At 53.5% G+C, this 14,796-nt stretch carries 9 protein-coding genes; all 9 read left to right on the top strand.

Translation table 11 applies throughout. The annotated features are described in order from the left end of the window. The first annotated feature begins 561 nt into the window (after positions 1–561). The 9 genes from EJQ19_RS28905 (at position 562) to EJQ19_RS28865 (ending at position 14,721) form a co-directional block, all read left to right on the top strand. Complete coding sequence (locus EJQ19_RS28905; protein WP_126144702.1) at positions 562–1,659, top strand: lactonase family protein; 1,098 nt, start codon at positions 562–564, stop codon at positions 1,657–1,659. Further along, positions 1,656–2,003, top strand: coding sequence for an MGMT family protein (locus EJQ19_RS28900; RefSeq protein ID WP_126144707.1), 348 nt, complete (start codon positions 1,656–1,658; stop codon positions 2,001–2,003). The genes EJQ19_RS28905 and EJQ19_RS28900 overlap by 4 nt, the downstream gene beginning before the upstream one ends. Before the next feature lie 217 nt (positions 2,004–2,220). Beyond that, entirely contained in the window at positions 2,221–3,978 is a 1,758-nt protein-coding gene (locus EJQ19_RS28895) for a sensor histidine kinase (protein WP_126144701.1), read from the top strand. Then, positions 3,975–5,573, top strand: coding sequence for a response regulator (locus EJQ19_RS28890; protein ID WP_126144700.1), 1,599 nt, complete (start codon positions 3,975–3,977; stop codon positions 5,571–5,573). The genes EJQ19_RS28895 and EJQ19_RS28890 overlap by 4 nt, the downstream gene beginning before the upstream one ends. A 106-nt stretch (positions 5,574–5,679) precedes the next feature. Then, positions 5,680–7,104 (top strand): ABC transporter substrate-binding protein, encoded by a 1,425-nt coding sequence (locus EJQ19_RS28885; protein WP_126144699.1) that lies wholly within the window; start codon positions 5,680–5,682, stop codon positions 7,102–7,104. A 106-nt stretch (positions 7,105–7,210) separates the two neighbouring features. Beyond that, positions 7,211–8,113: a carbohydrate ABC transporter permease gene (locus EJQ19_RS28880; RefSeq protein ID WP_126144698.1), complete on the top strand. Its 903-nt coding sequence runs from the start codon at positions 7,211–7,213 to the stop codon at positions 8,111–8,113. Between the two features lie 12 nt (positions 8,114–8,125). Next, positions 8,126–9,025: a carbohydrate ABC transporter permease gene (locus tag EJQ19_RS28875; protein ID WP_126144697.1), complete on the top strand. Its 900-nt coding sequence runs from the start codon at positions 8,126–8,128 to the stop codon at positions 9,023–9,025. 8 nt (positions 9,026–9,033) lie between these two features. Further along, a complete protein-coding gene (locus EJQ19_RS28870; protein WP_126144696.1) occupies positions 9,034–10,932 on the top strand; it encodes an alginate lyase family protein in 1,899 nt (632 codons plus the stop codon). 111 nt (positions 10,933–11,043) lie between these two features. Beyond that, positions 11,044–14,721, top strand: coding sequence for a 3-keto-alpha-glucoside-1,2-lyase-like domain-containing protein (locus tag EJQ19_RS28865; RefSeq protein WP_126144695.1), 3,678 nt, complete (start codon positions 11,044–11,046; stop codon positions 14,719–14,721). The last annotated feature ends 75 nt before the right edge of the window (positions 14,722–14,796 follow it).

Raw genomic sequence — 14,796 nt, 5'->3', positions numbered from 1 at the left:
CCCCGCAAACCTGCGACCGGACCGCCCCAGACTCTCCGAAACCTACGCACCGCCCCGGAAAATGATTGTAGTTTGGGAATAGGTGGGGCTAAGCTGGTAACAAGCGGAACGAGAGGGCCTTATTCATGTGTCAAAGACGTGTTTGCGTCTGTGAAGGGAACGAGAGGACCTTATTTCGTTGAAATGAAACGAAAACCCTTGAAGAAACGTCGATTAGCGCTCCTACGTTCCGCAACCTCGCGAAAACGGCCGTTTTCGGCGAAATAGCGTCACGTCGTTCCGTTCTCGGGAAGTTTGGTCATCAAGTGTCTTGCCGAGGAATGTCCACCGAGCAGCATGTATGCAGAACAAGTGTCTAGCAAGCTGCATGTAAGTGGGACGAGCTTCCCTCGAATTACATGTATGTTGAACGATGGTGAGCAAGTTTATAGCTAGCAGCGAACAAGAACCCCAGGCTGCGTGTGAGGAACAAATGACGCCTCCCTCCCCAAACAGTTGCTCCGCTCCACCAGATTTGCGATAATGCAAATATTGCATCTACCACAGAAGGAGTGACGACACGTGACAGCGCACAAGCCGCGGAAAACATACGCATTTATAGGTTCTTATGCTGATTCGAAGAACCCGGGGGTGTACACCGCCCTTTTTGACGAAGCGAAGGGCAGCTTCGAGGTGACTCATCAAACGGCAGGTTTGCAAAATCCGACGTTCCTTGCCGTAGACACCGACAATTGGCGGCTCTACGCCTTGTCGGAGGGGACGGACGCGGACGGTCAGCGCTGCGGCGCAGCCGGCGCTTATCAAATTGCCCCGGCTAACGGCCAACTGACGCCGTTGAATCAAGCCGTGACCCTGCCGGTCACGACGTGCCACATTACGCTGGATCGCACGAACCAGCTTGCTATGGTCGCGAGCTATCATGGCGGCATGGTGGGCGTACTGCCCATCCTGGAAGACGGCAAGCTCGGCGAGACGAGCGACATACGGCGGCACCAGGGCACCAGTGTCCTGCCCGTGCAGGACAGACCGCGCGCGCATTCCGTGACGGTCGACCGGAACAATCGCTTTGCCGTCGTCTGCGATTTGGGCTTGGACAAGGTTATTGTGTACAAGCTGGACGTGGAGGGCCGCAAACTGGATCTGCACCAGGAAGTGCAAGTACCTCCCGGCTCGGGGCCGCGTCATTTGGCCTTCCATCCGTCCTACCGCTACGCCTATGTGATCAACGAGTTAGGGTCCTCGATGACGGCATTTGCTTATGACGAAGAGCAGGGGCAGCTTGCGCCCATTGAAACAGTGTCGACTTTGCCAGGGGACTACCAGGGGGACAATGCCTGCGCCGACGTCCACATCTCGCCGGACGGCCGCTTCCTGTACGGCTCCAATCGCGGACATGACAGCATCGTCGTCTATGCGATCGACGCAGACAACGGTAAGATTTCCGCGATTCAGCACGAATCCACGGGCGGCAAGCATCCGCGCAATTTCGCACTCTCCCCGGACGGCCGCTTTCTGCTCGTCGCGAACAAGGACTCGAACAACGTTGTATCATTTGCTCGTGACGAAGCGACGGGCAAGTTGGCACCGACCGGCGATAAGCTTGAACTGTCTATGCCTGTGTGCATCAAATTTGCGCAAGTGGAAGCCGACGCCGAATGAACCCGTTCACGGCAAGCGTGATCGGTGTGCTGCGCGCCATTCCTGAAGGCAAAGTTGCCACATATGGGCAGGTTGCCCGTGTAGCTGGCAGCCCCCGCGCTGCGAGGCAGGTGGTACGCATCTTGCACGCGATGAGCAGCAAGCATGGCCTGCCGTGGCATCGCATCGTGAACGCGCAGGGCGAGATTGCGATCCAGGACGATGAAGCCGCGCAGCTCCAGCGATTTCTCTTGCAGGCCGAGGGCGTGACACTCGTCGATAACGAGCGCCGCGTAGCCCTTGAACGGTTCCAGGCGGCGGACGAGGAACTTGAGCCGCTAGAGCAGCAGCCGGATGCCGAGTAGAATAACCGCAGCTAGACAAGCCCTCCAGCCATCTGACCGATGTGCCGGCGGGCTTTTTCAGCGTGCAGTCCAGGTCTCGCCGAAGCAGGCTCCGATCGTCATTCGTCAACGATGATGCCGCCTTGGAGGCGGTGATAGCCGCGTAGCACACATTTTCAAAAATTTGCGATGCCGCCAGAGAAGGTTTGCGATACAATGCCATCAGGGGGTGCAAAAGATGAGGACAATGCTGTACAAGCTTACACTTAAGAAGCGCATGTGGGTATCTTTCGTGCTGCTGATCGCGCTATCCATTAGCGTAACAGGGGGGCTCTCTTACTATATAAGCGCGGGCGTGATCGAGCGGAACACGTTCCAGCTCAGCCAGGACAACTTAAACACGTCGGCCCGCGTCATGGATGAGAAGGCCAAGCAAATTCTCGTGGCTGTACTGAATATTATGATTTCCCAACCGTTTGTGCAGATGGCAAAGGATGCAGCGGCAGGCAAAACCGACGGCTATTATGCACACATGTCGGCGATGAATACCTCCTTTACCCAGGCTAAGCTCGCGGAGCCATCGATTGAGTCGATCTATATCGCGACGCCGATCGGTGAGTTTTATTCAGCCAGCTATTTCCGCAACCAGTCGTTCTCCTTCTATGACTCTGACTTGTATGCGCGAGCAAAAGAAAGTAAGGAGCCTTTCTGGGTGGAGGGCCATGAGGACTTGCTTTTTCAAGGCAAAGACCGAGTCATTTCGCTGGTCATGCGCTCGATTAGCGATGCGCCGAATCTGTATTTCGTCGTGAATCTGAACGAGAAAGGAATTCAAAGCATTCTCACCGACCGGCTAAAGGAACCGGAAGAGCAGCATTTCTACTTGATAAATCGCAAATCTGAAAGCGTTTTAATGAATCAGACGCCGCTGCCGGCCTACTATAATCAAGCTTTTCTCGACGCGCACATCGGGAGCGGGAGCCAGGGACATTTTGATGTGAACGTGAAGGGACATAACGATCTGATTAATTATGCCAGCGTTACGTTCAATCCGGATTGGCTTCTGCTTAGCGTGCAATCCCGCGCCGAACTGTTGAAGGAGCTGAACTGGATTCAATGGGCGACGGTACTGACGATGGCGGTGTGCATTCTGATCGCGGTGCTGGTGTCCAACTTGCTTTCTTCGATTTTGCTCAAGCCGCTGTACCATCTGCAGATGCTGATGAGCCGGGTCGGACGAAGCGATCTGTCTGTGCGTTTCTCCAGCTTGTTTCAGGATGAAGTGAGTCAGGTTGGGCATAAATTTAACAGCATGCTCATGGAAATCACCGATCTGATAGAAGAGGTGAAGCAGGCGGAGCAGGAGAAGCGCAAATCGGAGGCGAAGGCGCTGCAAGCGCAGATTTCCCCGCATTTTCTTTACAACACGCTGAATACGATTATTTGGAAAATGGAAACCGGCGAAACGGAGAGTTCCAAAGTCATGGTGATCGCGCTTTCCCGGCTGTTCAAACTCGGTTTGAACAATGGGGATGAAATGACGACCGTAGAGAAGGAAATTTCCCACGTTCGGCAATATTTGACGATTCAGCAACTGTGCTATGAAGATCTATTTGAATTTGAGATTGAGGTTGAAGACGATGCGTTACTGGCGCTTCCGATCATGAAGGTAATGCTGCAGCCTATTGTCGAGAATAGCCTGCTGCACGGTTTCGAGCATATGACTTCCGGCGGACAAATTCGAATCTCGCTCACGACACAGGAAGGCAGACTGCAGCTGCGCGTGGAGGACAACGGCGCCGGTATGGACGCCGAGAAGCTGCAAGCGTCGCTTCGTACTCACGCGTCCGGACCTAAAGGCTACGCGCTGCGCAATGTGTATAACCGCTTGCAGTTGTACTACAGCGGGGGCGCAGTGATGGAGCTGTCGAGCGTGCCGTTCGAATCGACGGTCGTTAGAATCACCATTCCACTGAAGGAGGAACAGGAGCAATGAAGATTAGACCGATTACACTCTGTGTCATTGATGATATTAAGAGCGTCGTGCGGGGCATTGAAGGCTTAATTGACGAAGACATACACGGCGTCCGGGTCGTGGGCTCGGCAGGCAACGGCGAGGAGGGGGTGGAGCTGGTGACGGAGCTTCGCCCGGACATTGTCTTGACCGACATCCGCATGCCGCGTATGGACGGATTGGAGATGACCCGGGCCATTATGTCGGCGCTGCCAACGTGCAAGGTCATTTTGCTCAGCGGGTATACGGATTTTGAATATGCACAGCAAGCGATCCGGCTCGGCGCCTTTGATTTCCTGGCCAAGCCGTTTCTGAAAGAAGCGGTGGAGGATGTCGTTCGCAAGGCGCGGGATCAAGTGCTGGCGGATCGTTCCGAGCATGCCCGGCAAGCCGAGATGGAGCGCCAGATCAAAGAAAGCATGCCTTTGCTTCGCCAGGAATACTTGCAGCTGCTGCTGAGGTATACAGCGAGTGAGTCGATGCTGCAGGAGCGCTGGGACTACTTGCGGATGGAGCTGGAGCCCCAGCGGTTGACGCTGCTTTGCGTGGAAATGGACGGAATGGACAAAGAAATGGATGGGATTTCCATGCATGAGGTAGAGCTTGCCCGATTCGCGGTGAAAAATATTTTAGAGGAAACCCTTTCGATGCATACGAAGGCGGTTGTGTTTCGAGAACACTTGTATGGTTTTATTTGTCTGATGAATACCCCAAAGGATGCGGCGGCGCTGGCTGAAGCGTGCCGGGAGCATGTGCGGAATTACTCGCGCTACACGGTTTCCATCGGTGTCAGCTCGGAGGCGCTTACAATTCGAGAGCTGCCGATAGCGTACCAGCAAGCATCGGAGGCGCGGTCGTTTAACTTTTATACCGGCGGGAACAGTGTTGTTCGCTACGAGGAGATTGTGCCCCGTCCCGATCAGCCAAAGCGGCATAGCGCCGAGCAGGAGAAAGAACTCTTCAACCTGTTGCGCATGGGGTATGAGGAGAAGGCGCTGCCGATGCTGCAAACGATACTCGATTGCTATGCCGGGGCTGCGCCGGGCTATTTTGTTCAAGTCTGCGGCGAGCTTGGGCTGCTCATGTATCGCCTGTTTGCAGAGAAGCTGACCGCAGTTTCGGCCATGGACGGTTTGTCCGCCCGGCTGAAGACGCTACAGCTGGAGCAGCCGCTCAAGCAGCAGGAACTGATCGAGGCGTTGACGAGACTTTTGGAAGAAGGCTGTCGGCTCTTACAGGCGCAGAAAGAAGAAGAGGCGAACTCGGTGATCGCGCAAGCGATTCAGTTTATGAAGGAGAATCTGGATAAAAACGTTACCGTGAACGATCTCGCGAAGCATGTGTATTTGAGCGCCAGCTATTTTGCCAATTTGTTCAAAAAAGTGACAGGCACAACCCTCATTCATTACATGACCGGGCTGCGGATCGATAAAGCCAAGGAGATGCTGCTGGGGGACAAGCAGGTGCAGGAAGTGGCAACGGCGCTCGGCTATGAGGACCGTTCTTATTTTACCGACGTGTTCAAAAAGCATACCGGCATGACGCCGTCCGAATTTAAAGGCGCCTATAGACCGTAAGATTTTCCTCTCCGAAAGTTGTTTTGCCCTCCTCTCATCCATTCTGAATTCGCTTACACTTAGGGTGTCACCAAATGGCACGATATAAAAGGGAGGCTCCTCAACAATGCAAAAGAAACCGTTCCATCTTCTACTGTCGGCGGCTTTGCTGACAACGTTATCCGCTTGCGGCAGCGGCGCGTCGGACACAACCTCAGGTTCACCGGTTCCATCCGCTCCAGCCTCGCCGGCTGCGAACGCTTCGGCTGCTCCTGCGGCAGCGACAGGCGCCAAAACCAAGCTTACTTACTGGACGAACGATCGCGGGGCAGCAGATCATATCAAGGCGGAAGTCGCCAAGTATAACGCTGAGAACAAAGACAATATCGAAGTCGAAGTCACGATTATGGCTGACAATTACGAGCAGTCGCTCGACGTCGCGTTCGCTTCCAATCAAGCACCGGATATCATCAGGACGTCAGGCGGAAACTTTGCGCAGTTTGTCAAAAAAGGCTATCTGGAATCCTTAGACAGCTACATGACACCGGAGTTCAAGAAAAGATTTGAGAAGCTGATTGTGGACGACGGCAATCGCATCGATGGCAAAATCTACTCCCTGCCGAATTACGGCATCACCTGGCGGCTGATTTACAACGTCGATTTGTTCCAAAAAGCGGGCATCACAGAACCGCCAAAAACGTTAAATGAATTGGTCGAAGACGCGAAAAAAATTACCGCTGCAGGCAAGGACATCGGCGCTTATGGCTTTGCCGGCAGCTTCAAGAACAACGGAGGCTTCTCGAGAACCGCTGATTCAATTAGCGCGCTAAGCACGGGCATGCTAGCCGGCTTCAATTTCAAAACGGGTAAATTCGACTTCACCAGCCAAATCCCGATGCTGGAAGCGCTGCGGAAAATGAAGCAGGACGGCAGCTTGATCCCAGGCTTCGAACTGCTGGACATCGATCCGCTGCGCGCCCAATTTGCTGAGGGCAAGATCGGCATGTACATCAATCACGCGAGTGAACCCGGTGTCTACAAGAACCAGTTCCCCGCAAAAATCAAGTGGAGCGCAGCGCCGGTGCCGACGGCTGACGGCACGATTAATGGCGCGTCTCCGTTCTTGAACGCCACAGTCTTTCTGGCGCTCAGCTCGAAATCGCAGGTTAAAGCGAAAGCTTATAAATTCCTGGAATACATGTATTCGCCGGATGTGCTTAAAACGTATCAGGAAGACAGCGTGGGCATCTCGGCTGTACCAGATGTCATCGCGGTTGCCAAGAAGCCGAGCTTTCCGAATATGGATCTCTTCGTTCCGAACAAATACGATGCATTGTATCCAGTAGTACCGGCCGTAACACCGGAGGGCAAGAATCTTGGGGATACCGCACTGAAGTACATCTTGGAAGGCGGCGATGCGAACAAACTCATGACCGAATTATCGGACCGTTATAACGCCGCTCTCGATAAAGCCAGACAAGCGGGAACGACCACGAATAAACCAATGCCGGATTTTGATGCGAAAAAGTTGCAAGGCAGCATGGTCAAATAGGGTAACGGCAGAATGAGGAAGCCGCCCGGTTCAGCGTAAGGCGAGCACGGGCGGCTTTTCATTATTAAATCCTAGAGAGATTGTGTCTTCGGAAAGGAGCTTCGTCATGAGAAAAAGCAAGGATGCCTTGGCACCGTATGTATTAACGTTTCCCAGTCTGATACTGACACTCGTGCTCAGCATATACCCGCTGCTTTGGGCGATGCGGTATATGTTCTACAGTTATCCGGGGTACGGCAAGATGACGTTTATCGGCTTTGACAACTTTAAGCGCTTGGCGACAGATGAGGTCTATTGGCATTCCGTCCTCAACACCTTGGTCTATGCAGGGGGCAAAATCGCGCTGACGCTGCCGATTTCCTTGGTGCTGGCCGTCATTTTGAATCAAAGCTTGCGTGGCCGCAATCTGCTGCGCGCCATTTATTTTCTGCCGACGGTCATTTCCACTGCGGTCATGTCGGTTGTGTTCTATGTCATTTTCAACTCGTATAACGGCATTCTGAATCAATATTTGGTCAAATACGGGATTGCCTCCTCGAATATTGATTGGCTGGGCACGAAATTCGCTATGCTGACCATGATTATTATTGCGGTATGGGGGGCAATCGGCAATTACATGCTGCTGTTCCTCGCCGGTTTGCAAAATATTCCGCGTGACGTCTACGAAAGCGCTGCGCTCGACGGCGCCAGCGGTTGGCAGAAATTCGTCTATATTACGGTTCCCATGCTCGGCACCGTGCTTCAAATGATCGTGCTGCTCGCGATTACGGCGGCGCTCAAGGGCTATGAGAGCATCATGGTGCTGACGGAAGGCGGTCCGATTGGCAAAACAGAGGTTATGTATCTGTATGTGTATAAGCTGTTCTTCCCGATTTCGTCGGCAGGCGGGGCTGTGCAGCAGCAGATCGGTTACGGCAGTGCCGTAGGCTTCGTGTCCGCCCTCATCGTCGGCGCCGTTACGCTGGGTTATTTCTACATGTCACGTCGCTTAAACCACTTACAAGGCTAGGAGGAACAACGGATGAATTCAGCACCAACTACAATATCAACACGCAAAACAGCTTCCCATCCGGGCAGCGTCTCCCTCTGGATCGGCAAGCTTGCCGGGGGCCTTGTGTTGTGGGCATTTCTGCTGATTATCGTTTTGTTTACGCTATTTCCGGTCGTGATGGCGGTTCTAGGTTCCTTCAAAACGAACGCGGAAGTCACGACAGGCGCGACGTTCTGGCCGTCGGTCTGGCAGTTCCAGAACTATGTGAAGGCTTGGAAGGGAGCGAATTTCGCGCAGTTTACGTTCAACAGCTTATTTGTCGCGACCGTCACGACGGTCGGCGCTTTGCTGGTCGCTTCCTTGGCGGCTTATGCGGTAGATCGGCGAGAGTTTGCGGGGAAAAAGCTCTTCGTCTCGCTGCTCGCTTCCACAATGTTCATTTCCATCGGCGCTGTGGTGCTGCGCCCGCAATTTGAGCTGATGGTGCATCTCAATCTGCAAAAGTCGCTGTGGGGCGTGATCATCATTTTGATCAGCGGGCATGCGGCAACGTTTTTTACCTTGATAGGTTTTTTCAAAGGCATACCAAAAGAGCTTGACGAGGCGGCGATGATCGACGGCTGCTCGGTATATGGCATCTACTGGCGGATCGTATTGCCTCTGTTGACGCCGGGGCTTGGTGTTGCTGGGCTCTTCGTCTTCCGGAACGCTTGGAACGAATACATTCTGCCTCTCGTGTTCACAATGACGAAGCCTACGCTGCAGACACTGACGGTCGGGCTTGCGAGCTTGCGCTACGGGACTTCGGCTGCGGCTGAAACGCACATTATGATGGCAGGCGCATGTATGTCCATCATTCCGATCCTCGTCGTCTATGCGCTCGCGAACAAGTCGTTCATCAGCGTGACATCAGGTTCAGTGAAAGGATGATGTGACCGATGGCGACCCGTTTTTATATAACCAACGAGCAGTTGCAAGAAGCATCCGTCTTGTTTGGGCAGCGCTTCCCTGAGCGGGTGCAGCAAGTGATCGAGACGGCGGAAAATGCGTGGCAGGGAAGATTCAAGCTTCCCTACACGATGGCCGCCGATCGCTGGGTCGAGCACGGAAGTCCGCCGGATTGGCTGTATAATCCCACAGAGGATCTGGAATATACCTGGATTTTGAATCGTCACTGGCATTTACGCGACCTTGGCATCGCCTATCTGCTTACGAAGGATGAGCGCTGTGTGCAGACGTTTCAAGCGCATGTCCGATCCTGGATCAGGCAAAATCCGGCGCCGACCGACCTCTCCTATGATGAGGCGGTTTATTTTCAGCGTCCGGGACCATGGCGTCTGCTTGAGGTCGGCTTGCGCGTGCAGTCCTGGGTCTGGGGCTATATGCTGATGTGCCACAGCGCTGAGCTGGAGCTGGCCTTCTTGGAGGAGCTGGAGGCTAGCCTTGCCGAGCAAGCAGCGTATTTATCGCGTTATTTGGGTGAGACGACGATCAATCACGCGACGATGCATATGCAAGGCCTTTTTACGGTCGGCACGTTCCTGGAAGACCATCTCGCTGCACCGTATTGGAGGCAGCTCGCTAGAGAGCGTCTGCTGTTGTGTCTGCAAGAGCAGATTCGGCCTGATGGCATCCAGGAAGAACTGACGCCGCATTATCATACCGGCTCGCTGGAAATGTTCGGCACGCCGTTCTGGCTGGCGAAGCAGACGGGACGCGACTTCCCGCCCCGTTATGAAGCGAAGCTGCGCGAAATGGTGGCGTTCAGCCTGGCGACGATCCGGCCGGATGGCACATCGCTTCCGCTGGCGGATTCGGACAGTTCGCTGGATGTGCCAGCGAAAGTGGGCTTCATCGGCGCGATTGTCGGCGACGTGGGAATCGTTCGGCAAGGCGAGATGAGCGATTCGCTGCTGTGGCTGCTCGGGAAGGATGCGTATCTGCGTCTGCTTGAAGAGGTAGAGGAAGCTGCGCGTGACGGGCAGCTGTCCTCGGTGCATTTTCCCGATTCCGGCTATTATGCGCTCAGAGATCGAGACAACTATGTTTTCTTGGATGCGGCTCCGCTTGGCGGCGCCCACGGACATGCGGACGCGCTGCATGTGGAGTGGATGTACAAGCGGCAGCTGATCTTCGGCGATTGCGGCCGGTATACGTATCAGGAAGGGGCGTGGCGGCGCTATTTTAAGGGCACGGCTGGGCACAATACGGTGCTTATCGATGAAGAGGATCAGACGCCTTATGTGGCTACGCAAAAGTGGGGGACGACAGAGGCGGAGGTCACAGTGCACCGTCGCATCGATGATGAGGCGGTGGAGTTGGTTGACGCCTCGCATAACGGCTACCTTCGTCTAACTGATCCGGTCATGCATCGCCGGTGGTTAGTTAAGGGCAAGAACGTGCCGTTTTTGCTGCTCGTGGATTGGCTGGACGGGGAGGGCACGCATCAGGCGGAGCAGCTTTTTCATCTTGCGGCGGGGGCGGATGTTGATCAGTCTCAGCAGGCGGGCAAGCAAGCGCTCGTGCAGGCGGGCGCTGAGTCGGTCCGGTTTCATTGGGGAAGCACCGGGCTTCATGATGTGACGCTGAGAATCAAGGAGGGCTGGCGTTCAGCCTCCTATGGATCGAAGCAGGCGATTCCGGTGCTCGTCTGCCAAGGGGCTTTTACTGATCGTGCTGTGATAGCAACGGTTTGCATGCCAGAGGGTGCAGGCTGGAAAGTTGAGCGGATCGAGGTGCTGCAGGAGCAGCGGACAGTGAAGGTTTATTTGTCCCGTGCTCGAGGAGAATCGGCGATCATTGAGGTAGATGAGGAGCGGATTGATTTTCGGCTGTAAGCCTAAGGAAGGCAAGTCAACTTACGTGTGGAAAGGGGGGATTCTTTACAAGATTTCATCGAAGGCACGAAGAAGGATGGCTAGTCGAATTCATTTTAAGGAGGATGTTAGATGGGATTGCAAGGAGTAGGGAATCGGTTGCGCATGAAGCATGTCGTCGTGATGGTGATGCTTCTATTCATGGCGACGCTGCTGTTAACTCGTACTGCCCATGCGGATACGAGCCGGGAGCAGGTATCGCTGAACGGCGTGTGGGACTTTTACCCGAGCGGAGGAACAACAAGGTACGACATTACCGTGCCTTCCTTATGGGACGGGGCGGGATTCGGTTATTCATCAGCTTGGGCGACACTTTCCTATGGTGTATATAAAAGAAATTTCACGGTTCCGTCTTCGATGAACGGCAAGGAAATTTTCCTGTCTTTTTCCAATGTTGCCCCGCTTGCGAAGGTATTTGTGAATGGTACGCAGCTTGCGACGGAAACCGACGGGTATTTAATGACGCGTCTGCCTTATAAGCTGGACGTCACCTCTCTCGTAAACGTCGGAAGCTCCAATACGCTGGAGGTGCGTGTCTGGGGCTACGGCTCATTGCCAGCTGATGCTTTGGACTCCAGCGGCAAATCGCTCTATCCCCTCGGGATTGACAATCAAACGTTTGGTCAAGGTCGCGGCATAACCGACGATGTCGCGCTCGTGGCATCTCCGAAGGTTTTTATTTCCGATACACAGGTGATCACGAATTTGAAAAATAATACCGATCCCTCGGATGATGAGATTACTCTGAAAATTACGGTAACGAACGCGACGGCCGCGAGCCAAACGGTAACGGTGACAAACAGTGCGCAGCTCGTTGGCGGCACCACGGAAAAGACGTTCTCAGACCAGCCAGTCACACTAGCCGCCAATAGTTCACAACAGGTTACGTTGTCCTCCGTTTCGTGGACCAATGCCAAGTACTGGTGGACGCACGATCCAAAACTGTATGATCTTCAAACATCGCTGACCCAGACGGGTACGACCATCGACAGCTTGTCAACCCGATTCGGCTTCCGGCAATTCACGGTCACCTCGAACTACTTCCAGCTTAACGGCATTAAGACTAATCTTCGCGGCGATGCACTGCAGTTTAATTGGCACACGGGAAGTGTGCATGGCCCTGGACCCAGCGCTTCACAGTCCTTTGCCAACTCCTCAATTGCCGAGCTCAAAAAAACGATGGATGCATGGAAGACGACCTACAATGTTGCCAGAACACACCTTAAGGGCGATGTGAAGGAATTTTACGATTATGCGGACCAAATCGGGCTGCTGGTTATTGACGAGACGCCTTTCTGGCAGTATCAGACCGTACATAGTTACAATACCGTCGCCATGGATCACGTGAGCAAATGGGTAAAGCAATGGGTTGGTGCGAGTAAAAATCATGCGGGCATTGTCATTTGGAGCGGAGGGAATGAAAACTGGGTTTCGGCGACTACCTTGAATTCAACAGTCTTACATCCGACGATCGAAGCGGCCATTACTTCCATCGATTCAACGAGGCCGATCATCCAGGACGATTTTACGACGACGTATGAAGAAAATCATCATTATACAGGCGGGTATCCGATCTCCTGGCTAAATAACAGTAATCTGTACGGTCTTTACACGAATAACAGCACCAAACCGAAAGGCGAGGGAGAAGCGTTTACGCCTTCGGGTGGTTTTCCTACGTTAAATGCCGATGGGACGTACAACGCGACATTATCCAAAGATTTGTATAACGATAATTTGGTGTCCCAAGCGGTCTGGCACCGGGCTGCGGACCGAATGACGCGCGCGATGCGCTATGCCGGACTTGCGGATATCCGTTATTACGCGAACTGGATATATTCCTATGAACCGATTGAAGATACGATTCGCCCTATTTGGACGGATTTGACAGCGCCAGGGCTTAAGCCGGTTGAAATCAACCGTCCTGTTTTCAACGCCTATGATGCCTCCAAGCCGAGCTCGATCCCTTCGGATTCTTACATGTACACGCAGAATACTTACTCTCCTGTGGCGGCGTTTGATAAAGATGGAGATAAAAACAATCTGATCGGTGTCAATCCGCCCGTGTTTCCGGCAGGTGCTGCTACAACCAGAACGATAATTGTATATAACGATGAGCAGCGCGATGGTACCAGTATCGATGTGGGTTGGGAAGCAGGCTATGTAGATCCTGCTACGCAAACCTACACCAGCTTCCAGACGGGTACGTTCAATGTCATGGTTCCGTATGGCAACAAGGTGGAGCAAACGATTTCCTTTAACGTGCCGAACGGCGTTTCCGCGAAATGGCTGCAGCTAACGCTGACGGCGAAGAAAGGGACGACGGTGAAATTTCAAGAGAAAAATCAATTGGGCGCCATAGGCAGTTTCCCGGCACCGCAGATCGACGTTCCGGCAACCATTAACGTCGGTATGAAGAATCTTTCGAACAGCAGCCAGTTACACAAGCTAAAAATCGTCAACCGAGGAGGCGGGCTCAGTACGAGCTGGAGCGTATCCGGGCAAGGCGACTGGCTGTCGCTGACACAAACGTCCGGCAATTTAAGGGGCGAACGAGAGATTTATTTTACCGTGAATCCCATGGGCTTAGCGCCGAACACCAACTATTCCAAAACGTTGACCTTCACCGAAGCTGGCGGCTCAACAGATACGGTGATCATCTCCTTCCAAACCGATAGTAATCCGGGGACGGGGGGATCTGGAAACGTGAAGCTGCTCAGCGACGATTTTGAATCGGGCGCGGCGAGCGGATGGACAGCGGCAAGCGGCACTTGGTCCGTCGTCACGGATGGCAGTACCAAAGTGTACAATCAATCGAGTACGGCGACGGGCGGGGCGACAGCTTATATCGGAGACAGCGCGTGGCAGCATTACGCGGTTTCGGCCAAGGTCAAAGCGGACGCTTTTGACGCCGGCAATTATGCAGGTGTGGGTGTTTTGGCGCGGTATCAAGACAGTAGTAATTATTACGCTTTTATGTACTACAAACTCACCAATACATTGAAAATTGTCAAAGTGGCAGGCGGTGTTGCAGGCGATCTCATCACGGCGCCGTATACGATGAGTCTTGGCACTTGGTATGATCTGAAGGGCGTCGTGAATGGTCCGACACTTGAATTATGGATGAATGGCACGAAGCTGCTCACGACGACGGATACGACGCTGACGTCGGGTAAAGTAGGTTTGTATGCGCATCGTGCAAATGCCAAGTTCGACAATGTCAGTGTGACGCCAATGTTCGGGGACGATTTTGAATCAGGCACGGCGGCAAGCTGGGCGAATACGGGCGGCACTTGGGGAGTCGTCACTGACGGTACCCAAGTTTTCAGTCAATCCGACAATACGGCGGCAAACTTGTCCGCTTACGCCGGGCTAGCCTCATGGCAAAATTATACCGTATCGGCCAAACTCAAAGCCGACAGCTTTAATAGCGGGAATTATGCTGGAATTGGGCTGGTCGCAAGACGTGTCGACAGCAACAATTATTATAGTTTCACGTACTACAAATTGACGAATTCGCTTAAAATCGGCAAAGTTGCTGGGGGAACATCTACGGATCTCATTACTGTACCGTATACACTGAACACCGGCACCTGGTATGACTTTAAAGCCGTTGTCAACGGCTCCACGCTGGAGCTGTGGGTGAACGGCACGAAGCAGCTGACAGCAACGGACAGCGCCTTCGCAGCCGGTCAGATCGGTCTCTACTCGCATCGAGCGAATTCGAAATTCGATAATATCAGCGTATACTAAGCGATAGAACGAGAGTCATTCCGGCTAGGCTCAGCGCCTGCGGGACGGCTCTTTTTCTTTTGCCCGAACAAAATA

The organism is Paenibacillus whitsoniae (genome assembly GCF_003955665.1).
GTDB classification, from domain to species: Bacteria; Bacillota; Bacilli; order Paenibacillales; family NBRC-103111; genus Paenibacillus_E; species Paenibacillus_E whitsoniae.
The sequence above is the reverse complement of the archived record's forward strand: the minus strand, read 5'-3'. Positions and strand labels throughout refer to the sequence as shown.